The 26,171-nt window shown below is 40.6% G+C and carries 26 protein-coding genes and 2 pseudogenes; 22 read left to right on the forward strand and 6 right to left on the reverse strand.

Annotation, left to right across the window (positions count from 1 at the left end; translation table 11 throughout):
- Positions 1–16: 16 nt before the first annotated feature.
- Positions 17–1,378, reverse strand: coding sequence for an MFS transporter (locus ELZ47_RS01620; protein WP_125332126.1), 1,362 nt, complete (start codon positions 1,376–1,378; stop codon positions 17–19).
- A gap of 425 nt (positions 1,379–1,803) precedes the next feature.
- Here ELZ47_RS01620 and pnp point away from each other — a divergent pair, with 425 nt between their 5' ends.
- The 12 genes and pseudogenes from pnp to ELZ47_RS01680 all read left to right on the forward strand — a co-directional run bounded on the left by pnp (position 1,804) and on the right by ELZ47_RS01680 (position 12,320).
- Positions 1,804–4,005, forward strand: a complete 2,202-nt coding sequence (gene pnp / locus ELZ47_RS01625) for a polyribonucleotide nucleotidyltransferase (RefSeq protein WP_125332124.1) — start codon at positions 1,804–1,806, stop codon at positions 4,003–4,005.
- Between the two features lie 90 nt (positions 4,006–4,095).
- Positions 4,096–4,713, forward strand: coding sequence for a serine O-acetyltransferase (cysE, locus tag ELZ47_RS01630; protein WP_126435061.1), 618 nt, complete (start codon positions 4,096–4,098; stop codon positions 4,711–4,713).
- 30 nt (positions 4,714–4,743) lie between these two features.
- Positions 4,744–4,962: a YdeI/OmpD-associated family protein gene (locus ELZ47_RS01635; RefSeq protein ID WP_126435063.1), complete on the forward strand. Its 219-nt coding sequence runs from the start codon at positions 4,744–4,746 to the stop codon at positions 4,960–4,962.
- Between the two features lie 13 nt (positions 4,963–4,975).
- Positions 4,976–5,740: a nucleoside phosphorylase gene (locus ELZ47_RS01640; protein ID WP_126435065.1), complete on the forward strand. Its 765-nt coding sequence runs from the start codon at positions 4,976–4,978 to the stop codon at positions 5,738–5,740.
- A gap of 8 nt (positions 5,741–5,748) precedes the next feature.
- Positions 5,749–6,270 (forward strand): dihydrofolate reductase family protein, encoded by a 522-nt coding sequence (locus ELZ47_RS01645; RefSeq protein WP_126435066.1) that lies wholly within the window; start codon positions 5,749–5,751, stop codon positions 6,268–6,270.
- Positions 6,271–6,287: 17 nt separating this feature from the next.
- Positions 6,288–7,631 carry a cysteine--tRNA ligase gene (cysS, locus tag ELZ47_RS01650; protein ID WP_126435067.1) on the forward strand — a complete coding sequence of 448 codons (1,344 nt, stop codon included), beginning with the start codon at positions 6,288–6,290 and terminating at the stop codon, positions 7,629–7,631.
- Positions 7,624–8,016 (forward strand): Mini-ribonuclease 3, encoded by a 393-nt coding sequence (locus ELZ47_RS01655; RefSeq protein ID WP_062201056.1) that lies wholly within the window; start codon positions 7,624–7,626, stop codon positions 8,014–8,016. The genes cysS and ELZ47_RS01655 overlap by 8 nt, the downstream gene beginning before the upstream one ends.
- Positions 8,017–8,035: 19 nt before the next feature.
- A pseudogene (locus ELZ47_RS01660) lies at positions 8,036–8,467 on the forward strand (DUF6892 domain-containing protein).
- A gap of 138 nt (positions 8,468–8,605) precedes the next feature.
- Positions 8,606–9,199, forward strand: a complete 594-nt coding sequence (locus ELZ47_RS01665; RefSeq protein ID WP_126435068.1) for a hypothetical protein — start codon at positions 8,606–8,608, stop codon at positions 9,197–9,199.
- A 13-nt stretch (positions 9,200–9,212) separates the two neighbouring features.
- Positions 9,213–9,545, forward strand: coding sequence for a hypothetical protein (locus ELZ47_RS01670; RefSeq protein ID WP_002916470.1), 333 nt, complete (start codon positions 9,213–9,215; stop codon positions 9,543–9,545).
- 24 nt (positions 9,546–9,569) lie between these two features.
- Complete coding sequence (locus tag ELZ47_RS01675; RefSeq protein WP_223323578.1) at positions 9,570–9,947, forward strand: protein-export chaperone SecB; 378 nt, start codon at positions 9,570–9,572, stop codon at positions 9,945–9,947.
- 525 nt (positions 9,948–10,472) lie between these two features.
- On the forward strand, positions 10,473–12,320 hold the full coding sequence (locus tag ELZ47_RS01680) for an APC family permease (RefSeq protein ID WP_125332112.1): 1,848 nt from the start codon (positions 10,473–10,475) through the stop codon (positions 12,318–12,320).
- A gap of 78 nt (positions 12,321–12,398) precedes the next feature.
- On the opposite strand, the gene ELZ47_RS01685 is transcribed toward ELZ47_RS01680, so the two are convergent.
- Positions 12,399–13,364 carry an aromatic acid exporter family protein gene (locus ELZ47_RS01685; protein ID WP_126435070.1) on the reverse strand — a complete coding sequence of 322 codons (966 nt, stop codon included), beginning with the start codon at positions 13,362–13,364 and terminating at the stop codon, positions 12,399–12,401.
- A gap of 152 nt (positions 13,365–13,516) precedes the next feature.
- Between ELZ47_RS01685 and rlmB the strand changes: the two genes are divergently transcribed.
- The 6 genes from rlmB to ELZ47_RS01715 all read left to right on the forward strand — a co-directional run bounded on the left by rlmB (position 13,517) and on the right by ELZ47_RS01715 (position 17,586).
- A complete protein-coding gene (gene rlmB / locus ELZ47_RS01690; protein ID WP_126435077.1) occupies positions 13,517–14,245 on the forward strand; it encodes a 23S rRNA (guanosine(2251)-2'-O)-methyltransferase RlmB in 729 nt (242 codons plus the stop codon).
- Entirely contained in the window at positions 14,242–14,763 is a 522-nt protein-coding gene (locus ELZ47_RS01695) for an NYN domain-containing protein (protein WP_126435079.1), read from the forward strand. Before rlmB ends, ELZ47_RS01695 begins: the two co-directional genes overlap by 4 nt.
- Positions 14,753–15,616 carry a DegV family protein gene (locus ELZ47_RS01700; RefSeq protein ID WP_126435081.1) on the forward strand — a complete coding sequence of 288 codons (864 nt, stop codon included), beginning with the start codon at positions 14,753–14,755 and terminating at the stop codon, positions 15,614–15,616. The genes ELZ47_RS01695 and ELZ47_RS01700 overlap by 11 nt, the downstream gene beginning before the upstream one ends.
- 180 nt (positions 15,617–15,796) lie before the next feature.
- Positions 15,797–16,243 carry a 50S ribosomal protein L13 gene (gene rplM / locus ELZ47_RS01705; protein ID WP_002962718.1) on the forward strand — a complete coding sequence of 149 codons (447 nt, stop codon included), beginning with the start codon at positions 15,797–15,799 and terminating at the stop codon, positions 16,241–16,243.
- 19 nt (positions 16,244–16,262) lie between these two features.
- Positions 16,263–16,655, forward strand: coding sequence for a 30S ribosomal protein S9 (rpsI, locus tag ELZ47_RS01710; protein ID WP_002902303.1), 393 nt, complete (start codon positions 16,263–16,265; stop codon positions 16,653–16,655).
- A gap of 541 nt (positions 16,656–17,196) precedes the next feature.
- Positions 17,197–17,586 carry a hypothetical protein gene (locus ELZ47_RS01715; RefSeq protein ID WP_232011365.1) on the forward strand — a complete coding sequence of 130 codons (390 nt, stop codon included), beginning with the start codon at positions 17,197–17,199 and terminating at the stop codon, positions 17,584–17,586.
- A 605-nt stretch (positions 17,587–18,191) separates the two neighbouring features.
- Here the strand turns inward: ELZ47_RS01715 and ELZ47_RS01720 are convergent.
- Together ELZ47_RS01720 and ELZ47_RS01725 are read right to left on the reverse strand one after the other, a co-directional pair.
- A complete protein-coding gene (locus ELZ47_RS01720; protein ID WP_126435083.1) occupies positions 18,192–19,070 on the reverse strand; it encodes a LysR family transcriptional regulator in 879 nt (292 codons plus the stop codon).
- Between the two features lie 127 nt (positions 19,071–19,197).
- Positions 19,198–19,548: a helix-turn-helix domain-containing protein gene (locus ELZ47_RS01725; protein ID WP_004185387.1), complete on the reverse strand. Its 351-nt coding sequence runs from the start codon at positions 19,546–19,548 to the stop codon at positions 19,198–19,200.
- Positions 19,549–19,918: 370 nt separating this feature from the next.
- Between ELZ47_RS01725 and ELZ47_RS01730 the strand changes: the two genes are divergently transcribed.
- The 3 genes and pseudogenes from ELZ47_RS01730 (at position 19,919) to ELZ47_RS01745 (ending at position 23,686) form a co-directional block, all read left to right on the forward strand.
- The gene (locus tag ELZ47_RS01730; protein ID WP_126435087.1) at positions 19,919–21,544 is read left to right on the forward strand and encodes a malolactic enzyme; all 1,626 of its coding nucleotides are present in this window, start codon (positions 19,919–19,921) and stop codon (positions 21,542–21,544) included.
- 83 nt (positions 21,545–21,627) lie between these two features.
- On the forward strand, positions 21,628–22,575 hold the full coding sequence (locus tag ELZ47_RS01735) for an AEC family transporter (protein WP_126435088.1): 948 nt from the start codon (positions 21,628–21,630) through the stop codon (positions 22,573–22,575).
- A gap of 598 nt (positions 22,576–23,173) precedes the next feature.
- Positions 23,174–23,686 (forward strand): annotated as a pseudogene (locus tag ELZ47_RS01745) (GNAT family N-acetyltransferase).
- 140 nt (positions 23,687–23,826) lie between these two features.
- Here the strand turns inward: ELZ47_RS01745 and ELZ47_RS01750 are convergent.
- Positions 23,827–24,963, reverse strand: a complete 1,137-nt coding sequence (locus ELZ47_RS01750; protein ID WP_126435090.1) for a YcjF family protein — start codon at positions 24,961–24,963, stop codon at positions 23,827–23,829.
- Positions 24,963–25,190 (reverse strand): hypothetical protein, encoded by a 228-nt coding sequence (locus ELZ47_RS01755; protein WP_126435092.1) that lies wholly within the window; start codon positions 25,188–25,190, stop codon positions 24,963–24,965. The genes ELZ47_RS01750 and ELZ47_RS01755 overlap by 1 nt, the downstream gene beginning before the upstream one ends.
- Positions 25,191–25,678: 488 nt before the next feature.
- On the opposite strand from ELZ47_RS01755, the gene ELZ47_RS01760 reads away from it, so the two are divergent.
- Positions 25,679–26,047, forward strand: a complete 369-nt coding sequence (locus ELZ47_RS01760; RefSeq protein WP_126435093.1) for a hypothetical protein — start codon at positions 25,679–25,681, stop codon at positions 26,045–26,047.
- The last annotated feature ends 124 nt before the right edge of the window (positions 26,048–26,171 follow it).

Below are 26,171 nucleotides of genomic sequence, written 5' to 3' on the forward strand. Positions count from 1 at the left end.
CATTTGAGTATAAAAGTCAAAGTTTCTTTGCGGCAATCTTTTTAAAAAGCAGTAGATAAGATAAGAATACGAAAATAACCAAGCCCAATAAAAGGGTAAAGACGTTTTGAGTTCCTTTTGTCATATTGGGAGCTTGATTGGCGATGACAGCTGTGACTGCAGTACCTATAGCGCCCGCAAAGGTTTGGGCCAGTTGAAACAGCGCGGTCGTATCTGCAGTCTTTCCTTTATCAACTTGAGTCGTCGCTAGGGCAAGTGTGTTATTAAAGGCCATGTTTCGCCCCAAGGTAAAGCAAATATAAATCGCAATAACAGCTGTTAAGGTGAGTTCTTTTGTAAAGATAAGGAGCAAGAGTACAGCAAGGAAAAGAAGAGAATTTCCTGTAAAAAGGGTTGGTTTCGGACCTTTTCTATCATAGAGTTTACCAAATACAGGAGAGAGAAAGGCTCCGAGCATGGTTCCTGGAAGTAGTGCGAAGCCTGCCTGAGCGGTTGAAATGTCTTTTTCTATGACCAGGAAGTTGGGAATCAGAAAGTTGGCCGATAGGTTGATAAATTGAAAAATAAAGAAGGGTAAAATAGCCAATAAGACCGTTGGTTGCCTTAAGATACGAATATCTAGGAATGGATGATCGATTTTCAAGCTCCGATAGATGAAGCAAGCTAGTGGCAGTAGGCAGAGAGCAAGATAGAGCCAATCGATATGTCCTTCTTCTAAGCTAGAGATGGCTACAATGGCAAAGACGAGTGAGCTTGCTAGGAGAAGAAATGAGAGGAGATCAAAGGCGCGTTTCCTAGACTTCTCGGAATTTCTTAAAAAGAAAAAGCCAAGAATAAAGGAAATGATTGGGACAGGAAGAATAAAGGTATAAATCATATGCCAGTCAAAACGACTAATCATAAAACCACCGTAAGTCGGCCCAATTGCTGGTGCTAGGCTGACCACCATCCCAGACAAGCCCATATAGGTTCCAATTTTTTGCTTAGGAACACGCTCAACAATCAAGTTAAAGAGCAAAGGAATGGCTAATCCAGTAGCTCCTCCTTGCAAGATTCTCCCTACCATCAAGATGGGAAAGCTGGAAGCCAGCATGGCAATCAGCGTTCCCAAGCAAAAGTTGGCCAAAGCGGTAAAGAGAATGGTTCTCTCTTTCCAATTGTGGGCTAAGGTCGCTCCTAAAGTAATCGTAATGGCCACTGCTAACAAATACCCTGTTGTAATCCATTGCAGCGTTCCCAATCCTAACCCAAAGACCTTGCTTAGGTGCGGGAAGGTTACATTCATACTAGTTTCAGATAAGATGCCTGCAAAGCTGACTAAGGCTGTCGCAAGGAGCGAAAAAAAATCTTTCTTTTCAACTGTTTGATGTTCTGGCACGATTGTCTCCTTTACATGTTTGAAATGAGTCACTGTATTTATTATAAAGCAAGAAGTCCTCTTTGAAAAGTGAATAGTGGCTATACCGCCATCCTATTTGACGAATCGAAAGGGAAAAAACGAACTCTGACAGCCAACTATAATCAGCTATAGAAAAGAAAAATAGATTTTCAGTACTTTTATAGAAAAAAGCCATTTCCAGTCTTTTTCTTTTGCCTGAAATTGTGGTAAAATAAGGTCTGTACGTGCTTGATACAAAGATGAGGATATAATAAGTTGCTAAGACCATGATATCAAAGCTAAAATTCTGAGAAGGTTAGTTGTCAGCTGTGATTATACTATGAGCTTTTGACGGTCTTAATATCTTGATCTTTGTAGCCAAGGCGTATGAAAAAATTTGAGCATGTGCTCGGCAAGGAGTCTTTATGACAAAACAAGTTTTTAAAACCGTTTTTGCAGGTCGTGAGCTGGTAGTTGAAACCGGTCAGGTTGCAAAGCAGGCAAATGGCAGCGCCGTTGTTCGCTATGGAGAAAGTACCGTTTTAACTGCGGCTACTATGTCCAAAAAGATGGCTACTGGTGACTTTTTCCCATTGCAGGTCAACTATGAGGAAAAAATGTATGCGGCTGGAAAATATCCTGGTGGCTTTAACAAGCGCGAAGGCCGTCCGTCAACAGATGCGACTTTGACTGCCCGCTTGATTGACCGCCCAATTCGTCCTATGTTTGCGGAAGGCTTCCGCAATGAAGTTCAGGTTATCAATACTGTTCTTTCTTATGACGAAGATGCTTCGCCTCAAATGGCTGCTATGTTCGGTAGCTCTCTGGCTCTTTCTATCTCAGATATTCCTTTTAACGGCCCTATCGCAGGAGTTCAGGTCGGCTATGTAGACGGTGAATTTATCATCAATCCTAGCAAGGAACAAAAAGAAGTTTCACTTTTGGAACTGACAGTGGCTGGTACCAAAGATGCTATCAACATGGTAGAGTCTGGAGCCAAGGAACTGACTGAAGATATCATGTTAGAAGCCCTTCTCAAAGGGCACGAAGCGGTTAAAGAATTGATCGCCTTCCAGGAAGAAATTGTCGCAGCAGTCGGCAAGGAAAAAGCAGAAGTAGAATTGCTGCATGTTGATGAAGAGCTGCAGGCAGAGATTGTCGCAGCCTACAACAGTGACTTGCAAAAGGCTGTTCAGGTAGAAGAAAAGCTGGCGCGCGAAGCCGCAACTCAGGCTGTCAAAGACCAAGTCACAGCAGTTTATGAAGAGAAATACGCGGATCACGAAGAATTCGACCGCATTATGCGGGATGTGGCTGAAATCTTGGAGCAAATGGAGCATGCAGAAGTGCGCCGTTTGATTACTGAAGATAAGGTCCGTCCTGACGGCCGTAAGGTTGATGAAATCCGTCCGCTGGATGCGGAAGTGGATTATCTGCCGCGAGTTCACGGTTCTGGTCTCTTTACTCGTGGTCAAACCCAAGCCTTGTCTGTCCTGACTCTGGCACCAATGGGCGAAACGCAAATCGTGGACGGCTTGGATCCAGAATACAAGAAACGTTTCATGCACCACTATAATTTCCCACAATACTCTGTCGGTGAGACAGGCCGTTATGGGGCTCCTGGCCGTCGTGAAATTGGACACGGTGCTCTTGGGGAACGTGCCTTGGAGCAAGTTTTGCCTAGCTTGGAAGAGTTTCCTTACGCTATCCGCTTGGTGGCAGAAGTCTTGGAGTCAAACGGTTCTTCCTCACAGGCCTCTATCTGTGCGGGGACTTTGGCTCTGATGGCAGGTGGTGTGCCGATTAAGGCACCGGTTGCCGGAATTGCTATGGGCTTGATTTCAGATGGCAGCAACTACACAGTTCTGACGGACATTCAAGGTTTGGAAGACCATTTTGGCGACATGGACTTTAAGGTAGCTGGTACCCGCGAAGGGATTACCGCCCTGCAGATGGATATTAAGATTGAAGGAATTACAGCGGAAATCCTGACAGAAGCTCTGGCTCAGGCTAAGAAAGCCCGCTTTGAAATTCTGGACTTGATTGAAGCGACAATTCCAGCTCCTCGTCCTGAGCTAGCTCCAACTGCTCCGAAAATCGACACTATCAAGATTGATGTGGACAAGATTAAGATTGTCATCGGAAAAGGCGGGGAAACCATCGATAAGATCATCGCTGAGACCGGCGTTAAGATTGACATTGATGAAGAAGGAAATGTATCCATCTACTCCAGTGATCAAGATGCGATTAATCGTGCTAAGGAAATCATTGCTGGCTTGGTTCGCGAAGCAAAAGTGGACGAAGTTTACCATGCCAAGGTTGTTCGAATTGAGAAATTCGGTGCCTTTGTCAATCTCTTTGACAAGACGGATGCTCTGGTTCACATTTCAGAGCTGGCTTGGACTCGGACCAACAACGTCGAAGATGTCGTACAAATCGGTGATGAAGTGGATGTCAAGGTGATCAAGATTGATGCCAAAGGCCGGGTAGATGCTTCCATGAAAGTATTGCTGCCGCGTCCACCAAAGTCTGATAAACTGAAACATCATCATGACAAGGGACATCATCCGCGCAAGGAGCACAAGGGCCATAAGGACCATCAAGAAAGCCCTAAAATAGAAAAATAAGAGGTCGCTTACCCTGTAGACCTCATCAGAAATCGGCAGAGACGAGCCTAGTTCTCGTCTCTCCTTGTTTAGAGAAGGAAGGAGGCCAGCATGGGTTGGTGGAAGGAATCCATTGATATTGTAAAAGAAAATGACCCGGCGGCACGAACGTCGTTAGAAGTCTTGCTAACCTATCCAGGCATCAAAGCTTTGGCGGCCCACCGCCTCTCGCATTTTTTGTGGCGGCACGGCTTCAAGCTGCTGGCGCGTATGCACAGTCAATTCTGGCGTTTCTGGACCCAGATTGAGATTCATCCCGGCGCTCAGATTGAGTCAGGTGTCTTCATTGACCATGGCAGTGGGCTGGTGATCGGAGAGACAGCCATTGTGGAGAAGGGGGCCATGCTTTATCACGGCGTGACCCTAGGCGGTACGGGCAAGGATACAGGCAAGCGACATCCGACCGTGCGTCGAGGTGCCTTGGTCTCTGCTCATGCCCAAGTCATTGGACCGATTGAGATTGGTGAAAAAGCCAAGGTTGGAGCCGGTGCAGTTGTAGTGGCAGATGTTCCAAGTGATGTGACAGTTGTTGGTGTACCAGCGAAGATTGTTCGTGTCCACGGTAAGAAAGACGAGCCAACCATTCACGAGGTAGAAGAGAAGCGGGAATATTATCTAGACAAGCTAGAGCATGCCCGCGAAGCCAGTCACCATTCATCAAGTCTTTAGAAAAGGTTGGCAAAGTTATCGAAGTGAAATATGACAGGAGGAACCGACATGTCAGATTTATCAGATGCTATTTTGAACCAGGTAGTCCTTGAACTGAAAGAGCGCTTGGACGGTCCTGCCAAGGAGCGCTTTATCAAACTACCGCTTAGCCACCAGCGCGAATGGGCTCGCTATATCAGTGAAGCTAAAAAAGATGAGACCAAACTGCGTCGCATAGAAAAGATGAAGGTGGATTTGCTGAAGCCTTAAAGAAAGAGAAGTTATGCTATTAGAGGAATTTGAAGATGTAGCAGCAGTCATTGAGCCAACAGATAGGCAGATTATTGACAAGGGTGAGGTGTGCGAAACCATCATCCTGTCCTTTAATGGAGAAATTCTGAAACGTTTGATTGAGTCAGAGGAAGTCTATCCAGGAGGCTATTTGAAAAGCATAAACGGACAGCATCCATGGTATATTTATGGCCAAGGACCTAGCAAGCTAGCAGTTATGTTGGCTCCAATTGGGGCTCCCATGATAGTTGGCCAGCTGGAGGAGTTGGCGGCTAGAGGCTTCAAGAATTTCATTATTCTAGGTTCCTGTGGCGTTTTGGATCGCTCAATTGAGGCGGATAAAATCATCCTGCCGGCTGCTGCTTTGCGAGATGAAGGGACTAGCTATCACTATGCCCCACCGGGTGACGAAGTAGCCTATGACGAGTCTCTGCTGATCGAGCTGGAAGCCATCTTTGACAAGCACAATATCGAGCATATCCGCACCAAGTCTTGGACGACTGATGCCTTTTATCGAGAAACGCCTGATAAGGTCAAGCGTCGCTTGGCTGCTGGAGCCAAAGTGGTGGACATGGAAGCTTCAGCTATCATGGCTTGGAGTCAATTTCGCAAGAGTAAAGTCTATCAGTTCTTCTACACAGCTGACTATGTGGATCATCATAACCGAACCTGGGATGCCCGCCATGAAGAGCGGACAGCTGATGCCATGACTTTTTTCACTATCGCTTTGACAATAGCAAAGGAACTAGAAAGGTAACTACAAGAATGGCAGTATATTTTTACGGCTGTATCACCATGGATGGCTACTTGGCAGACAGCCAGCACAGGATAGACTGGCTGCATCAGCTTGGTTCTGTAGAGGATACAGGCTATGATGACTTTTACAGGCAAATGGATATCACCATCATGGGCAAGCGGACCTTTGAGGAAATCCAAGATTTGCAAGATGTAGAAAGTTTTTATCAAGCTACGGAAAACTATGTCTTTACGCATGATAGGCACCTGCCTGTCAGCAATTACCAGCCAGTAGCTGGGGATGTGGTGGACTTTATTCACCAGATTGACAAAGGCAAAAATGTCTTTGTGATTGGTGGTAATTCCTTGGTAGGACCGCTCATGGATGCGGATCTTTTCGACCACCTCATTATTCAGATAGCGCCCCTTATCCTAGGAAAGGGGGTTCCCCTCTTTACCCAAGAGGAAGGGCAGCGCTTTTACCAACTGGATAGCCTCAGACAATTTGGCCCTTTTGCAGAGCTGGTTTTCAGCCGAAAAAGTCAGAAATAGAGAAGGGAGTGGACCGCATGATTAAAATTTACGACACCATGACCCGCAGCCTACGTGAATTTGTGCCCATTGAAGAGGGCAAGGTTCGCATGTATGTCTGCGGTCCGACGGTTTATAACTATATCCATGTCGGCAATGCCCGCTCAACAGTAGCTTTTGACACGGTTCGTCGCTATTTTGAGTATCGGGGATTTGAGGTCAACTATATTTCCAATTTTACAGATGTAGATGATAAGATTATCCATCGAGCTAAGAAAGAGGGCATTACTCCCAAAGAAGTGGCTGACAAGTATATCGCAGCTTTTCATGAGGATGTGACGGCCTTAGGAGTCAAGTCGGCTACTCAGCATCCGCGCGTGATTGACTTTATGGAGGCAATTATTGACTTTGTGCAGACTTTGGTGGACAAGGGCTACGCCTATGAGTCAGAAGGCGATGTCTACTTCCGAGTCGAAAAGTCTCACAATTATGCCAAACTAGCTAACAAAACCTTGGCAGACTTGGAGCTAGGAGCTTCTGGTCGGACAGATGAAGAGACCGCTCGCAAAGAAAATCCAGTGGACTTTGCCCTCTGGAAGGCAGCCAAGCCGGGCGAGATTTCCTGGGATAGTCCTTGGGGAGCAGGTCGTCCAGGCTGGCACATCGAGTGTTCGGTCATGTCGACGGAGATTTTAGGTGATACCATTGATATCCACGGTGGCGGGGCGGACCTAGAGTTTCCTCACCATACCAATGAAATCGCTCAGTCAGAAGCCAAGACTGGTCAGACTTTTGCCAACTACTGGATGCACAATGGCTTTGTCAACATCGACGACGTCAAGATGTCCAAATCTCTAGGCAATTTTATCACCGTTCATGATGCCCTCAAGACCATTGATGGTCAGGTGCTGCGTTTCTTCTTTGCGACCCAGCATTATCGCAAGCCGATTAATTTCACGGAAAAAGCAGTTCATGATGCAGCGACTAATCTCAAGTATTTGAAGAACACCTATGAGCAGCCATTTACTGGTCAGGCAGATTCGGCTCAGCTTCAAGCCTTTCTAGACAAGTTCACCGCTGCTATGGACGAAGATTTCAATGCGGCTAACGGTATCACGGTTGTCTTCGAGTTAGCCAAGTGGATCAACTCTGGCAACTACACCGCTGAAGTTAAGGCAGCCTTTGCCAAGCTCTTAGAAGTTTTTGGTATCGTCTTTGTAGAAGAAGTCTTGGATGCGGACATTGAGCGCTTGATTGAGGAACGCCAAGAAGCGCGTGCTAATCGGGACTTTGCGACTGCAGACCGTATTCGGGATGAACTGGCCGCTCAGGGCATCAAGCTTTTGGATACTAAGGACGGAGTGAGGTGGACACGTGACTGATGTCAACCTGATTAACGGCATTGCCCTCGCCTTTGAGGGAGATGCTGTCTACTCCATGTATATCCGGCGTCACCTGATTTTTCAAGGTCTGACCAAGCCAAATCAGCTGCACAGGGAAGCAACCAAGTACGTTTCTGCCAAGGCTCAGGCCAATCTTATCTCTCTCATGCTGGAAGAAGGGATTCTGACGGAAAAGGAAGAGGATATTTACAAGCGTGGCCGCAATGCCAACAGCCACACCAAGGCTAAGAATACGGACATCGTCACATACCGTATGTCAACCGGCTTTGAGGCAGTCATGGGCTATCTGCATATGACTGAATCTATTGAGCGACTGGAAGAGTTGATTGGTTGGTGTATTCGGAAGATAGAGGCTTCGTTCTGATTCTGAAAGGAACTAATTTATGAGTGATTTCTTACAATTTGATAATTTTAATTTCAAGTTGGCTATTATTCAGGAGTTAATGTATGAACAAAACGTGCTTGAGCCACGATTTAACGTTTACAGTTTTTGTTAATCTGAGAAATTATCTGTAGATCCAGAAGACTTTGATGAGACACCAATTCCTGAAGTAGAGACTTATTTCAAACAGTTGGAAATACCTAAAGAGTATGCGCAGAATGTGGAAAGTCTCTTCTTTGATGGAGGCAATGATATCTATGCGCAATTAATCCCTTTATGGGATGGTGAAGATGATCAATTTGATTTGGAAAATGTGAGTGAAAAAGAGCTATCACAGTTTTCGAATTTAAAAACCATCGACGGAACGATCTTTCCATTTTCTAAAGAAGTACGTGATTTATTTGAATCCAAAGGAATTGGGATTGAAGAATAATTTCTAAATTTTCCTATGCTAAATTTTTTAAAAATTACTATGAAAGTTTTAATATTTAGCAAATTTTTAAATCTTAACGGTGTACTACTTGTAAAAAAAGTTTTTTTACGCTAAAATTATATTTAGCTAGGAGTATATATGAAGTATCTTTTGTATCATGCAACAAATAAAGTGAATGCTGATAAAATAAAGGATGAAGGATTTTGTCCTAAGCCAGAAATTCGATTTCCATTGGTAAAAAGAGAAGGTGCAAACCCAAGAATGGTTTCTAGGGTTAAAAAGAAGCCCGGAAGCTTAGGCTATGGTTCCTATTTTTTTTCTTCAAAAGTTCTTACAGAATTATATAGAAAAGAAAAAATATTGGTAGAGGGTTCTTGTATATTGACCGTTTCTTTGGTATTGGATGATAATCAGGAAAAGTGCGTTCTTGATTTAACTGATGAAGAAACACTTGACTATTTTTTAGAATATAAGGAGAGAATAGTTTCTCAGCCTAATTATCAAGATTTAGAAAAAGTTTTTCGTAATGATAATCAGTCTTCCTTAGAAGGGGCGCTTGTTGAACATTTTATTAAGGATGTTATCAATGCGCAAAGCACTTCGCAACATGCTATATTGGTTAGAGCAATGACTGTTTCGCAAATAAAAGGATCAAATCGTTCATATGTTGCAAATGGTTTTGAATATTGTATTAGAGACAATCAGGTATTAAAGACGGTCTCGTTGATGTAGTGGAGAGGTAAAGATGATAAAATTGAGTAAAATTATAGATAAAGAGGCTTATAAAAGCTTCTTGGATGACTTAATAACGGAAGAGTACGTTGATGGCCTTATTAAGGAATACTCTGAGGAGCAGTATGAAGAAATTGAATGTTTTGAAAAAAATCTTACATTTAAAACATCCACTGGTCAAGATTATACTTTTGATAAATCATTTGTTGAGCTTGGGGGTTCTGTTCTGGAGTACGAAAATTCTATCCAAATTAATCATCGTAAATTAGAAGCGGAATTTGTTCAAGTTACTGAATTTGAGACACATTGTGAAATGAGAGATCATAATACTGGTTTGGCCGCATAGTAATAGAAAATGAAGGGATTAATAATGGAACGGGTACCTATCGAATTTGAAGGATATAGAATTAATAGTATTGATTATTCTGTATATGAAGAAGGGTTAAGTGAAGACAAAGATAAGGGGAAGTTACAAGTTAAGTCTTTGTTGACAGAAGATAGAAAAAATGCACAATTAATTATAAAAACAACAGTAAATGATGAGAATAATAACAGGAAATTGATAATAGAATTGTCAGGATTTTTTACTGTTCATGATATAGAACGTGCCGAAGAGTTCTTGAGCGTAAATGGAGTAGCTATTCTTTTTCCTTATGTACGAAGCGTTGTATCTATAATCACATCATTGGATAATGAAAATGCGGTTGTTTTACCTACTATAAATTTCACGAAACCATCATCTGAGTAAAGTTTCCTTATAAATATATAAATTACAGATAGTAAGAAGGGCTCTATAATTTCTGTAGTGGGTAAAACCATTGTAGGAATTATAGAGCCGTTTTTTGATACGTATATTGGCTTGGTAATTCCCATATACACAAGCACGATGTCTCCAGAAAACAGGTAAATTTTGTAGAAGAGTGTGTTTAAAACTTTAAATATATTGTTTGAGTTCTTTCCAGCTACCTTGCTCGGGATTAGCTCATCTCCGTTTTCGTGGTTCCTGACCTGCTAGTTAAATCATGCATGGTATTCTGCTCGATTGTGGGAAAGCATTCAATAGATGCTTGAGTTAAGGCTATGAGCACCCAGACTTCAACTTAATTTTTGCTAGTAAGATTGGGGAATGAAGTTGATATCTACTGAGATAGCGTTCGTCAAACATTTTAGTAAAAAGCGGGAGATTGAAATTTCTAAAAACTTATTTTCAGAAAAGTGTTGACATGTTTTCTGAAAAGGAGTAGAATGGCTCATGTTTTTAAAGGAGGAACTTATGTTTTCCAAGTTAAAAGGATTTTTTATTGGGCGCCCATTAAAATCCGGTAAAGAAGGAGAGGATGGTCATTTATTGACCAAGATGCAAGCCTTGGCTATGCTCTCCAGTGACGCCTTATCTTCTATTGCTTATGGACCAGAACAGGTTGTTTTGGTCTTAACTTCTGTTTCTATTGGCGCCATTTGGTGGTCGCTTCCCATAGGAATTGTCGTATTGGTGCTACTAGCGAGCTTAACGGTTTCCTATCGTCAGGTTATCCATGCTTACCCTCAAGGAGGTGGAGCCTATATGGTGACGACAGAAAATCTATCTCCAACGGCAGGTTTGATTGCCGGCGGAAGTTTATTGGTAGACTACATGTTGACAGTGGCTGTTTCGGTCGCTTCTGGAGCGGATGCGATTACCTCTGCAATTCCCATTTTACATCCTTACAATTTACATATTTCCATTTTCTTAGTTCTCTTGTTGATGCTAATGAATCTTCGAGGACTAAAAGAGTCGGCTACTTCCTTGATGATTCCTGTCTATCTTTTTATTGTCAGCACCTTGCTATTGATTGCTTTTGGTTTTGTGCAAATCCTGACAGGAAACCTAGACTATCATGCAACCGCGCAGATTGGTACGCCGATTACTGGAGTGAGTTTGATCTTATTGCTCCGTGCCTTCACCAGCGGCTCTGCTTCCTTGACAGGAGTGGAAGCTATTTCCAATTCGGTCCCCTTTTTCAAGAAACCGAAGGCTCATAATGCTGCAACCACCTTATCGATTATGGCTTTAATCCTAGGAATCATGTTTGCGGGCATTACCTTCTTGAATTATTGGATTGGCATCGTGCCTGTCAAAGGTGTAACGATATTGGCTCAGATGGCACAAGCGATTTTGGGAAACTCTCCCCTTGGTCGCATCTTGTTCTATGCTTTCCAATTGTCAACAGCTTTGATCTTAGCAGTGGCAGCCAATACAGGCTTCTCAGCCTTTCCTATGCTCTCCTATAATATGGCTAAGAACAAATATATGCCACATATGTACATGGAAAAAGGAGATCGTCTGAGCTATTCTAATGGCATTTTCACTTTGGCGTTTGGAGCGATTGCTCTTTTGTGTATCTTTGAGGGAAATACAGAGCGCTTGATTCCCCTGTACACCATTGGTGTATTCGTACCCTTTGCTCTCTCACAGACTGGTATGGTTGTCCATTGGAAGAAAAAATATGGAAATAATTTCTTGGGTCATTCGATTGCAAATATCCTTGGTGCGATCATTTGCTACGGGATTGTTCTTATTTTGCTCTTATTTCGTCTCAGAGATATCTGGCCCTTCTTCCCTATTATCATCGTCTTGACTTGGCTGTTCTTATCTATTAAACAGCACTATAATAGAGTTGCAAAACAGCTGAGATTGCAGGATCACATCGAGCGTCAGAACTACACTGGCAATACAGTAATTGTCCTAGTCGGGAATGTCACCCGAGTCAGTGTTGGTGCGATGAGCTATGCTCGCAGTATCGGGGATGAAGTCGTAGCAATGCACGTTTCAACAGCGGAGACTGCTGAAAAGGATGCCGAAGTCGCCGAGGAGTTTGCTGACTACTTCCCAGATATTCGCTTTGAGACAGTCACGACTAGCTACCGCAATATCATCAGTCCCACAGTCCAGTATGTGATTAAGGTGGCCAAGCGAGCCAAAAAAGAAGGCCAAACAGTGACGGTCCTAGTACCTCAGTTTATACCTAAAAAGAGATGGCAAAATGTCCTGCATAACCAGATGAGCTTGAAATTGAAATACTATCTGAAATGGTATGAGGATGTTGTGGTTGCAAGCTATTCTTATCACTTAAAAGAATGAGCGATCGCTTTTGATTAATGAGAAAAAGAGTTGAAGATTTTTCAACTCCTTTTATTATTTATTGGAAATAGCGCAGAGCTAATTTGCTTGCACCTTTTGGTAATTTTCGTAAAATTCCACCTTAATTCTAATAAAGGTTTCCAAGTCTCGCAGGAGCTGCAGGAGCATGGCGCGGGTTTCAAATTCCTGGCGGGTCTTAGGGAGAGGCCTCTCACGAAATACGGTCAAATAGTTGTCAATCTCGTCCAAGAGGTCTAGGGCGGGATTTTTTTGGCTCAGTTGCTTAGCGGTTTGGGAGAAGAGGCGGGCTAAAATCAAGCTTTCACTGGCTGCTAGATGGCAGTGGTTGATATTGCTGGCCATGTCTTGCAGGATGTGGTTTTGGGCCTGCCGCATTTCAAAATAGTGGATATGGTAGTTGGTCTGGTGAAAGAGGTGGTTGGAGTGGTCAAGATAGACCAGCTGCAAGGCCTGCTGCAGAATCTTGTCCAGATCCTTGATTAGAGCTGCATCATTTCGGCCGTCTCCAGCTTTTAAGAAATATTCAAAGCGCAGCAAAATCTTTTTCAGCTGTTCTTCCACTTGCTCGTGGTAGCTGTCAATTTCTTGCTGGCGCGAGGGCATATAGAGATTGGCTAGGAGAGCAAAGCCAGTTCCAATAAGAAATAGAGCTAGCTCATTTCCAAGCAGAGACCAGGAAGTGGATTTTTCTAAGAGCAGATGGGTGACCAGGACGGTGCTGGGTGTGATGCCGATTTCCCAGCCTAGACGAAAGGCCAGAGGCACATAGATTGCGATATAGATGGCCAATGCTCCGAGATGAAAACCTAGGAAGTGAAAGGCCAGACTTCCGATAGCCAGAGCCAGCAGGGTAGATAAAAAGCGATTGCCAGCTAGCTTTGCAGTGCTGCGGCGGGTATCAGTCACGCTGAGGATAGCAATAATTCCAGCTGAAGTTGAGTAGGCCAGACCTAAAAAGTCAGCCAGCCAAGCAGCGAGACAGGTAGCTAATACCAGCTTGATGGTGCGTTGGAGGAGAGACATGAGTAAGAGTTTCCTTTTTTAGACTTCTTTCTATTATAGCATGACTAGCGGGGAATCTTAGGGACTGCTGATTGCTTTTTATCAGAGCAGAATTCTGTCTCGCCCGAGTAAATCCTGCCGCCATTTTTTCGCCTTTGTGTTATACTAGTCCTATGGAAAAAAACGATATTGTCTACGGTGTGCATGCGGTGACAGAGGCTCTCGCAGCTAACACTGGAAATAAACTCTATATTCAAGACGACCTGCGTGGTAAAAAGGTCGATAAAATCAAAGATTTAGCAGCGGAAAAAAAGGTCTCCATCTCATGGACGCCTAAGAAGAATTTGCAGGAAATGACTGACGGAGCTGTTCATCAGGGCTTTGTTCTGCGGGTGGCGGAGTTCGCCTATACTGACTTCGAGGTGCTGTTGAAAAAAGCAGAGCAGGAAGACAATCCTCTCTTGTTGATTTTGGACGGGCTGACTGACCCGCATAATCTGGGCTCTATCTTGCGGACGGCTGACGCGACCAATGTGGCTGGAGTCATCATTCCCAAGCACCGGGCAGTCGGTGTGACACCAGTCGTTGCCAAGACCTCAACGGGTGCCATTGAGCATATTCCCATTGCCCGTGTGACCAACCTCAGCCAGACACTGGACAAGCTCAAGGAAGCTGGTTTCTGGATTTTCGGTACAGATATGCAGGGGACGCCTTCTCATAAGTGGAATACAGCAGGCAAGCTGGCCCTCATCATCGGTAACGAAGGTAAGGGGATTTCAAGCAATATTAAAAAGCAGGTGGACGAGATGATTTCCATTCCTATGAATGGCCATGTCCAGAGCCTCAATGCCAGTGTCGCAGCGGCTATTCTCATGTATGAAGTCTTTCGCAATCGCCTATGAAAAGAAAAATCTTACTGGTGGACGGCTACAATATGACGGCCTTTTGGCGGGAGACTCGTCCTTACTTTAACCGCGGAGAACTAGATGCCGCGCGAACGATTCTGCTCCAGAAGCTCAGTAATTATGCCAGCTTTGAAGGATTGGAAGTTATCTGCGTCTTTGATGCCCAGTATATGCCGGGAGTTCGGCAGACCTATGAGGAGTTTAATGTGACGGTCGTTTTCACCGAGGAAGAGGAAACGGCGGATGACTATATCGAGCGCATGGCAGCTGAACTTAATACACCCAAAAATCAGGTGTCGGTTGCGACCAGCGATCTCAATGAGCAGTGGACTGTCTTCGCCCAAGGGGCTTTGAGAGTGTCCGCTAGAGAGCTAGAGAAGCGAGTGTCTGTTACCAAATCAGACCTCAATAAACTGAGCGGACAAATCAACCTGCAAAGACCACCCTTGCGACCGATGGACAGCCAATCTTTGCGCGATTTACAAAAAATGATGGAGAAAAAAGATGACCTTTAAAATTTTAACCGATTCAACAGCAGACCTGCCAGAAAACTGGACCCAGGAAAATGATGTGCAGGTCCTAGGCCTGACCATTCAGCTGGATGGTCAAACCTATGAGACAGTTGGCGCAGGCAAGCTGACCAGCCAAGAACTTCTGGATAAGATGGAGTCCGGCAGCAAGCCGACTACCAGCCAGATCAATGTCGGCCAGTTTGAAGATGTCTTTCGCGACTATGCTAAGGAAGGAATGCCAGTTCTCTATGTAGCCTTTGCTTCGGCCTTGTCTGGTACTTATCAGAGTGCAGTTATGGCGCGAGAAATCGTCATGGAAGATTTTCCAGATGCACTGATTCGTATCATTGATACCAAGGCAGCTTCTATGGGTGAAGGACTTTTAGTCATGAAGGCGGCAGAAGCTAGAGCCGCAGGTCAGAGCTTGGAGCAGACAGCAGACTTGATTGAGAGCTTGGTGCCTAAGGTTAAGACATATTTTCTGGTTGATGATCTCAATCACCTCATGCGGGGAGGTCGGATTTCCAAAACTGCTGCGCTTATGGGGAGCTTAGTTAATATCAAGCCGATTATCGCTGTCAAGGTAGATGGGACTCTGGACTCGGTCGCTAAGGTTCGCGGTAAGAAGAAGGCACAGGCCGAAGTAGTCCGCATGACTCTGGAGGGAGTTGCTGACCCACGGGTGGTCATCGCCTATGCAGGTGCCAAAGAGATTGCTGAGAGTCTAAAAGCCCAGCTGCTGGAAAGCGACCAAGTGGAGGAAGTCCTCCTCATGCCTCTGGGACCTGTCATTTCTAGCCATACTGGTCCTGGAACTTTGGGACTCTTCAGTATTGCCCAAGACATTCAAGACTAAGAAAACATGAAATCGCTATTTCATAAATAATTGCTTCAAATCTATTGCTTTTGCCTACTATTTTTGATATGATAGTAGGCGGTATTGTTTACCCCATTTGTAAGGCCCCGGAACCTTTCAAATAACTCGCGGACCGGAACATCCGCCCTGTAAACAAAAACGATATTCATAGGAGAAATCATGAACAAAACAACATACATGGCTAAGCCAGGTGAAGTTGAACGCAAATGGTATGTAGTGGACGCTACTGATGTCCCTCTTGGACGCCTTTCTGCTGTTGTAGCAAGCGTACTTCGCGGAAAAAACAAACCAACCTTTACACCACACACTGATACAGGTGACTTCGTAATCGTTATCAACGCTGAAAAAGTAAAATTGACTGGTAAAAAAGCGACTGATAAGATCTACTACACTCACTCTATGTACCCAGGTGGATTGAAACAAATCTCAGCAGGTGAGCTTCGCTCTAAGAACGCTGTTCGTTTGATCGAAAAATCAGTTAAAGGTATGCTTCCGCACAATACTCTTGGCCGCGCTCAAGGTATGAAGCTGAAAGTATTTGTAGGCTCTGAGCACACTCACGCTGCACAACAACCAGAAGTTCTTGATATTTCAGGACTTATCTAAGGAAAGGAACAAATAAGCTATGTCACAAGCACAATATGCAGGTACTGGACGTCGTAAAAACGCTGTTGCACGCGTTCGCCTTGTTCCAGGAACTGGTAAAATCACTGTAAACAAAAAAGATGTTGAAGAGTACATCCCACACGCTGACCTTCGCTTGGTTATCAACCAACCATTCGCAGTTACTTCAACTGTTGGTCAATACGACGTTTTCGTAAACGTTGATGGTGGTGGCTACGCTGGTCAATCAGGTGCGATCCGTCACGGTATCGCTCGTGCCCTTCTTCAAGTAGACCCAGACTTCCGCGATTCATTGAAACGCGCAGGACTTCTTACTCGTGATGCCCGTATGGTAGAACGTAAGAAACCAGGTCTTAAGAAAGCTCGTAAAGCATCACAATTCTCAAAACGTTAAGAACCAGCTACAATACAGCATTTACAACACTTCATGGTTCACACCATGGGGTGTTTTTTTGATGATTTTTAGCAAAATTTACACCATTATTAATTTATTGTGTAAGTAAACAATTTTCTTCAAATGAAAGTCCCACTTTTAAAGCAAATGGGAAAGCTTTAACTAAGTTGATACACTTTGTAGAATCTTATCCTGGATTGCTAAATCCTTGTATTGCTTATAGTTTTACAAAAGGGAATATATCATCATTCGAAACAGTAATAGTCTCTATTGAAGATATTCGAGAATTGACTAGGGTTGGTGGAGTATTTTCAGATGCAGGAGGTCATCTACATCTGAATACGGATTTAACTTCAGACTTACCAAAGTCTGCAATTTATAAAAAATGGAAAATGGTTGAGTAACTATCATTAATAACTACTATTTTAATACTTTTAAAAAATAGGTCAAAACTGCGATTTAAAAGCTGTAAAGAATGGTAAATATTGGCGCGTAAGTGAAACTAATTTACAAGATTTTATAGAACACGGAACAAAGAAAAATGTTAAGTAAAAACATTTACAACAACTTAACTGAAATATCTCTATTTTTGGAAATTAGTATTAGAGAAAGCAGAAAAAACAAAAAAGAAAAGGTAATAAAGATTATGAGTAAAAAAAGTAGAATAGAAAAAAATTCAATTTTTGAAATCGCAGATTGGGGGGCATGCTTTTTATTTATTATAGTTATTGTTATCGGAATATTAGCATATAACTATGAATGTTTGGGGAAAAAATGGACAAAAGTTTTGGAAATAGTAGGAGGGCCGTTTTCTTTAGGATTTGGTTTCTTTGCTTTTGAGAGAGGGTTTAAAATGCTAGATGAATATAAAAAAAGAATAGAAAAAAATCGGATAAATGAAAAGACAAGAAATAAAAATAGAATATATTAAATTAAGAGCGTCTGGAAAATCTTTTGGGTATATTGCTAAAGAACTTTCTTTTATTTTATAATTACTTTTTAATATGTAGTTTAATATACTGATAATCTAAATGAATTAAAGTAGTTATAGAGGGTATAAAAAAACTACTAATCAAATATAATGACTATTAACTAATATAGATTTAAATAATTGTGTGAACTTTTCGGTAAAATCTAGCTCAATTCGTATATTTTTAGGGTAAATTTCACACCAATCAAAAGAAAGTTATTCAAATTTGATGAAATTGTTTTTTCTGAGAATGTCGGAAAGCATTGATTTTAAGCACATATTGAAAGTTATTCAAATAATAGTTTTTTCAACCAGGTCTTAAGAAAGCTCGTAAAGCATCACAATTTAGTAAACGTTAATTCGAGAGAATTACAATACATACAAAGAGCACCTTTCAGGGTGTTCTTTTTTATCGACACTTTGTAGATTTATAATTGGGAATCTCGTTGAATGGTATCAGGTAAATGAAAAGATTCGTTGATAATATCCTATTTCTTCGTACTTTAGTCTAATACCTATAATGTAAAAAACTCTAGCTATCAGGTAGTTGATAGTTAGAGTTTTTTCTATTCATATGATTTAATTAGATTAAATAAGTCCTCTACTTCTGATGACGGTGTAGCTGATTTAAGGTAAGCGTAATAAACTGTAAATGTGATTTGGTCCTCCGGTATTAGAGGGATTTTTATTAAATCATCATCTTCATCAGAAAGGGCGATATCAGCTAGTAAACTAACTCCAATCCCTTTCTTTAAAAGTTCTTTAAGAATGACAATGTCGTCACTCTTAAAAAATATTTCTGCCCTGTTTTGATACTTCTGATTAAGTAGTTCAAAAGCTTTCAGGTGGACAAAGTGTTCATCTAAAAGGATGAAGGATTGATCTACTAAATCTTCAAAAGTGAGGGAAGAAGCAGTAGCAAGAGGATGGTTCTTAGATAAAACGACATACAATTCTTTATGAAATAGTTCATGCGTCTCTATTGAAGAATGATTGAGTGGTTCAATCAAACCAAGTAGGCTTGCATCAAGGTCTCCCTTGAGGAGAAGGTTTAATAACTCCACGGAGCCACCGCGAATAGGACGTACCTTTTTTAAAAAATCAAATTCAGTTTCTTTATGTAAGACAGAGAAAAGATACTGAATGATAATAGGAGGGAATCCTACAGTAGAGTAATGCGCCAAAGAGCGATTAATTTCTTTGTGAGTAGAAATGACCTCAGGTAAAATCAGTTCTGTATGCTTCAGAAGGATTTGTCCTTGATTAGTTAATTTAAAGGAGCGATGTGAGGGATCATGGTGAATCAATTTGCAATTAAAGGAGTCCTCTAAGCGCTTGATGGCATAAGAAATAGATGGTTGGCTGACATTGTGTTGTTTTGCCACTTCCGTATAGGATTGAAGCTGGCAGAGGTCATAAAAATATTGTAGATCTTTTAAATTCATATGGGCTCACTTTCAATAGTTGGAGAAGGAAAATAAGTGGAAATTACCAGATAAATAAATTTTATCCGTATCCTACAATTTGACTATACGAGTATTCTCTGGTTAAAATGTAAGTGAGTCAGGGATATTAAAGATTATCTAAGATACTTTCAAAAATGACCAAGATCTTTTCTCGTTTATCAATAGGGAGCTGTTTAATCTTCATGTTGATTCTTTTGAGTGAAAGATTGTCAGTCTTATCAGAGGTTGATTCAAGGCTATCAAAATTGAAAAATTCCTCTGGGGTCATCTCTAGGGCGTCAATCACTTTTTCAAGACTGTGAATGGTCAGATTCACATTTTGGTTTTCGAGTTGGTTGATATACTTAAGCCCAAGTCCCGCTTGTTCCGAAAGTTCTTCCTGGCTCATTTTGTTTTGTGTTCGAAAATATTTCACTTTTTTGGAAATATATTGTTGTAAATAGTTTTTAGTTGTCATATAAATAGAATACAAGTTTTGTATGACAAAAAAACACCTTAAAAAATACGAAGTATTGTATAAAAAACTTAAATGATATTTATCTATTGTAATTTGCCTTATGGATTTATATTTTAGTATGGCTTTATTTGTCCGATGGTAAAGAGCGATTACCGAAAATCTTATGAGTATAGAAATTTATAACATAAAGAGGTTAAAGAATCACAAAATGGTGCTTTGAGTAATAATCTACAGAATAAAGAGTTTTCAATAACGCTTTACTTCTAGACTCATTATAACATATACACTAACGATTGTATTTTTTAAATAACAAAGTTCGCCTAAAAATACATATTAAGTGGTATAATATTATCAAAAAGGAGGTTGCACTATGACTGCACATGATATTTTAAACAACCCTTTCCTTAATAAAGGGACTGCCTTTACCTTAGAGGAACGGAAGGAACTAGGTCTTATTGGTTTATTGCCACCTTATGTTCAAACCATTGAAGAACAAGCGACACAAACTTATGAGCAAATGCAAACAAAAGTAAATGATTTGGAAAAACGTCTTTTCCTAATGGAAATTTTTAATACCAACCGTACTCTCTTCTATTATCTCTTTTCTCAACATTTGGAAGAATTCAATCCAATTGTATATGACCCAACCATTGCAGATACCATTGAAGGCTACAGTGACCTCTTTGTAGATCCGCAATATGCGGGGTATCTTGATATTAATCATCCTGAAAATATTGAAGCCACTTTGAAAAATGCTGCTGGGGATTGCGAGATTCGTCTCATTGTTGTAACAGATGCAGAAGGAATTCTTGGAATCGGTGACTGGGGAACAAATGGTGTCGATATTTCTGTTGGAAAATTGATGGTCTACACGGGTGCTGCTGGAATCGATCCTTCTATGGTCCTTCCTTTAGTTATTGATGCAGGGACTAACCGTGAAGAACTTCGTAACAATCCTAATTACTTAGGGAATCGTCACGAACGGGTTCGCGGAGATCGTTACTACGACTTCGTTGACCAATTTGTTCAAACAGCAGAACGTCTCTTTCCTAAACTCTACCTTCACTGGGAAGACTTCGGCCGCTTGAATGCTGCCAATATTCTTGAAAAATACCGGAAACAAATTCCAACCTTTAATGATGATATTCAAGGTACAGGAATCGTTACCTTAGGTGGAATCTTTGGTTCACTGGATATTAGTGGTGAAAAATTAACAGATCAAGTTTATCTCTGCTATGGTGGTGGTACTGCGGGTGCAGGAATTGCCTCTCGTGTTCTTCGTGAAATGGTGAGTGAAGGTCTTTCTGAAGAAGAAGCCTATAAACGTTTCTTTATGGTTGATAAACAAGGTCTTCTCTTTGATGACATGGATGACCTGACTCCTGAACAAAAACCGTTTGCTAAGAAACGTGCCGACTTTAGTAACGCAGACAAGTTGACTGACCTGCTTGAAGTAGTGAAGACTGTGAAGCCAACCATTCTTGTAGGAACTTCAACTCAACCTAATACCTTCACTAAAGAAATAGTAGAAGCTATGTGCGAAAATACTGAACGTCCAATGATCTTCCCATTATCAAATCCAACCAAGCTGGCCGAAGCAAGCGCCAAAGATTTGATCGAATGGTCAGATGGCAAAGCTTTTGTCGCAACAGGAATTCCTGCTGACACGGTCTCTTATAAAGGTGTAGACTATGTGATTGGTCAAGCCAATAATGCCTTGATTTACCCAGGTCTTGGTCTAGGTATGTTAGCTTCTGAAGCAAGTCTTTTGACAGATGAAATGATTGGAGCAGCGGCTCATTCGTTGAGTGGTATTATCAATCCAGGCCGACCAGGAGCTCCTGTCTTGCCACCATTCAAGTATGTAGCAGATGTTTCTATTAAAGTAGCGGAAGCAGTCGCTAAAAAAGCGCAAGAGCAAGGTCTTGCACGCGCCAAGGAAACAGATATGGCCAAAGCAGTGCGTGATTTGAAATGGTATCCAACGTATAAATAAGTGAATGGAAATAGGGTGTACGAGTATGACTGGATGTTCCGTACACCTTTAAATATACGCTATATCATGTAGAAAGGGAGACTATGGGAATCTTTTTAACTTCAATTCAGAGTATTGTACCTATTATCGTCATTATCATTCTAGGTTACTTCTTACAAGTCCGTGGTTGGTTTCAAGAGAGTTTTGGAAATGATTTATCTAAACTCATTATGAATATGGCCATGCCAGTGGCAATTTTTACCTCTGTCCTTAAATATTTAACTTTAGATAAATTGATTAGCCTGTCTGGCGGTTTATTGTATACGTTTATCGCCTTCATTCTCGGTTACCTAATGGCCTTTATAGCAGTGAAACTTTTTAAAGTGCGCCCAGGCCGTCAAGGAACCATGATTAATACCTTTGTTAATGCCAATACCATTTTTATTGGTTTGCCTTTAAACATAGCTCTGTTTGGAAATCAAGCTCTTCCCTACTTCTTGGTGTATTATATTACAAATACGGTATCTACTTGGACATTAGGTGTCTATCTAATGACCTCGGATAGCAAAGAAGGGGCTTCAAAGCAAGCTCAAAAATTCAATTGGAAGAAGCTCTTCCCAGCACCTTTATTGGGATTTCTCGTAGCCCTCGTATTTTTAGTGCTCCGTCTTCCTGTCCCAAGTTTTGCTGATAGCACACTGACTTATATTGGAAGTCTCACCACACCTTTATCACTTATATACATTGGTATTGTTCTAGCTAAGGCTGGTCTTAAGTCTATTCGTTTTGATAAAGATACAATTGTCACTTTAGTTGGACGCTTTATCCTAGCTCCTCTAATCATGCTTCTTGTATTGAAGTTCTTTTCCCCAAATATGGCAACAGTAGAATTTAAGACCTTTATGATTCAGTCCGCTACACCAGCTCTGGCTGTTCTCCCAATCATTGCTAATCAAGGAAAAGGAGATGTGGAATTCTCTACGAATGTAGTGACTCTAAGTACGGTTCTATTTATCGTTGTTATTCCAATATTACAAACTTTATTAGGATAAGAAGGAAGAGGATAGGATTGAAAGTTATGCGTTAAGAAATTCCCCTATTTAAAAAATATTGATTCAAATTTTATGAAATTAATCAGTAGATATCGTTTTGAACAGCCTTGATATTACGCTGTTTTTAGTCCAACTGAAACCCATACTTTCCAAGCCAGGTCTTAAGAAAGCTCGTAAAGCATCACAATTTAGTAAACGTTAATTCGAAAGAATTACTATACTTACAAAGAGCACCTTTCTTGGTGTTCTTTTTTATATTTCTATACTAAATTGGTGAAATTGACAAAGTTGTTGCGACTTTAGTCGCTTACAAATGTGGCTGCAAACTGACAGAGTCAGTTGCCTCAAAACGTTAATCAATACGATACTATCAACGCTTCAAAACACTCAAGAGTTTACCTCATGGGTGCTTTTTCCATTTTTTTTGAAAAATTCACCTCAAAATCCACCTTAGTTTTACCTTAATCTTGAATATTCTTTTGTGTTATAATGTAGAAAAGATATGACAAAACAAAAGTATTGGTTTAAATTCTGTAAATTTCACTTTGTGTAAAGATGAGAAAATTTGAATGTAGATAATGATGGGAGATGTTTTGCAATGATAAGTTTAGAGTTGATGTCTGAAGAAAATAGTATAGATGTATAAACTTTTGAAAAAGAAAATCAAGAGTATTTTGAGCGAAATTTACCTCCTAGACCAGGTAACTATTTTGATCCAGAAGGTTTTAAGGAAATTACAAGGGAATTGTTAATGGAACAAGATAATCATGACGCCTACATGCATATTATTAGAGATGTGCAAGACGTTATGGTCGGAAGAATCAATTTAAGTGTTTTAGGTAGTGATAGAAAAATAGCAGAACTTGGATATAGGATTGGAGAAAATGTTACTAATTTAGGCTATGCAAGCGAAGCGGTTAAACTCGTTTTAGACAAGGCATTTCATACTTATGGTTTAAATAGAATCATTGCGGGAACAGCAACGGATAATCTGTCCTCTAAGAGAGTGCTTTTGAAAAATGGTTTCACTTTTATTAGGATCATAGAAAATGATTTACAGATTAATAATGAGTGGGTGCATACAGCAGTATTTGAGATAACGAATCAATAACATCATCATTCCCAGTTTGTTGATAGGACTGATGGAGTTATCAACCTTTACAGATATTCAAGAGTTTGCTCTTGGATGTCTTTTTTGATGTAAAAAGTCATTTAACCTAAAAATACACCAAGATTCAAAATCTTGGTGTATTATCTTTTTTTAGATAATTGTTCTCTAAAGAGTTTTGTCATTTGTTTTTGTCCGGCAGGAGTAACTAGCGCTTCTTTGCTTATTTCTCCTTTAAATATTTGTTCCATTAAAAATAGGTAAGCCTCGCCCAAAGCTGTTGTAATTAATCCAGCGGTAGTACCGGAAATTGTTCCACCAACTGCCGTTCCTACTCCGGGAATAAATTTGAGTATATTAGAAACAATTGTTTTTCCAAGGAATGTTGCTCCCCCAGATCCTAAAGTTGAGGATACAAAGGCGGTTAGAAAGGTTTTATTTATATCAAGCCCAAAAATTACAGTAATGCCAGTAATCATGCTTATCTGGGTCGGCACGAGCATGAAGGCATCCGCAAATGGAACTGGTGCGAAACCTTCACCAAAACTTGCTGCTACTGCAGTCGCAATGACTGCCCTAGCATGTTTTTTTTTAGATTCCAGAGATACTTTTTGGATGTTTTGCAGTGTATCCTGCAGTTCAGTTGGCAAGACCTCAGACATTACATCAATCAAAGTATCTAATCCAAAAGCTTTAGCGACATATTCCTCGTCAAAATCCATATCCTGAGCTAGAATAGGCACAACTTTACAGACGTCTAAGTTCTCCTGCTCAACATGAGCTTTCATTTCTAATGCTTTCTTCTTAGGTACAGATTGAGTAAGGACAACGATGATTGGGACCTTAGACTGTTTATTCTTCTCGGAAAACTCTCTGAGCCATTCCACTTCCGAACTATCGAAAGTACGGTTTGAACCGACATTAATACAGTACCAAATACAGTGAATGACCTCGTTGATGTCATTAGAAGCGTAACCGTCGTTAATTAGTTTAATCACTTCATCTTTGACACTCTCCTGTTGGGTATATGATAATTCAAAGCCAGGTGTATCGTAAATAGCCAAAGGATACCCGTTTTTTTCAATTTTGCGAATTTCCTGAGTAATCGGTCTACCCAATCCAGTATCAGCAAAATTCCCTCTAAACAAACTGTTAATTAGTGTGCTTTTGCCAACACCTGATTTGCCAATGACGATGATGTTTAATCTTTTTAAATTATTAATTTTATCATTAATCGCGTTGAGACATTGCTGCGCAATATTATCTGTATTGATTTGCATTATCTTCTACCTTTGTTATAGTCAGATTTTTTAACTAACGTGTCCTTCCCATCAAAACTAGTTTTTAGATGATTGGTTAGTGTTACTTGTTTTTTATATACATAATTTCTAGTTTTTTTCAATACTCTAGGCAGAAGAACTGTAGAGGCTAAAATTAAAGCTCCGCTTACGAAGATGTATTTTGCAGTAGATGATTTTCTCTTTCTCGTGCCTTTTTTCTTTGACATAATATTTCTCACTAATATGATTTTTTAAATAATTATATCATATAAGAAATTAAAAGAGTCAATTTAATGATTTTGTTTATCTCTTTTTTTTAAAGCTTTTAGAACAACTTCTTTGATAGAAATTGAAGTAATGTTAGCAGAGATCTATTAGGTGTAATGAAGAGGGGGCAAAGATATTGAAGATAGAAAAGTAGTTATGTGGTTTTCAGCCTCTCTCGCTCTCCAAGGTACAAGAAAAATAAACCAACAGCTTTGCGGGTGTGGTTCATAGATTTAGTAATTTATAGATTTTTAAAAATTTATATAGTACACTAGATGTGTAATATTGAGTTTTGAGTGACTGAAAAATTAGTATGGATGTTACCAACTGTTTTAGAAAATTAGTGTGGTATCAAAAAATTTAAGGAGACGTTATGAAAAAACGAACGAAAATCATACTTGCAACCGTCGCATAAATCGTAGCACTAGCAAGCATAGGAGGATGTGCCATGGCTCAAAAAGAAAACAATAAACAAGATAAGAAAGTTGCTTCCTCAAAAAAGGCTATCAAAGATGATAAAGAAGCCATCAAGCAAAAACAGCTCGCTTATCTCAAACAGCATGAACAAGAAATTATAGATTATGTGAAAGCTCAAAATCCAAAAGTTGAATCAGTTCAGATTGATTGGGAAGAGACGCAATGGAGTGATGGCGGTCTTACAAATCCCGAGTATTACATTAATGTTTTTGGGCGTATCAATAATATTGAAGAATCGGGTTGGGGAGTGGATATACCGATTGATGATGATAATACAGTAAATATAGATGATATGTATTTAGGATCCGATATTAGAATAAAAGGTAGATTATTTGACTAATTGGAATTTGAAAAGTTTTAATAATATATGCTTCGTTAGAGGAATCATTCTATAGGGATAAAACTAATAGACATTCAGGAGTCATTTCTTGGATGGCTTTTTTACGCTATTCAACTCACCTATA

The organism is Streptococcus sanguinis, from assembly GCF_900635155.1.
In the GTDB taxonomy this organism is placed as follows: domain Bacteria; phylum Bacillota; class Bacilli; order Lactobacillales; family Streptococcaceae; genus Streptococcus; species Streptococcus sanguinis_G.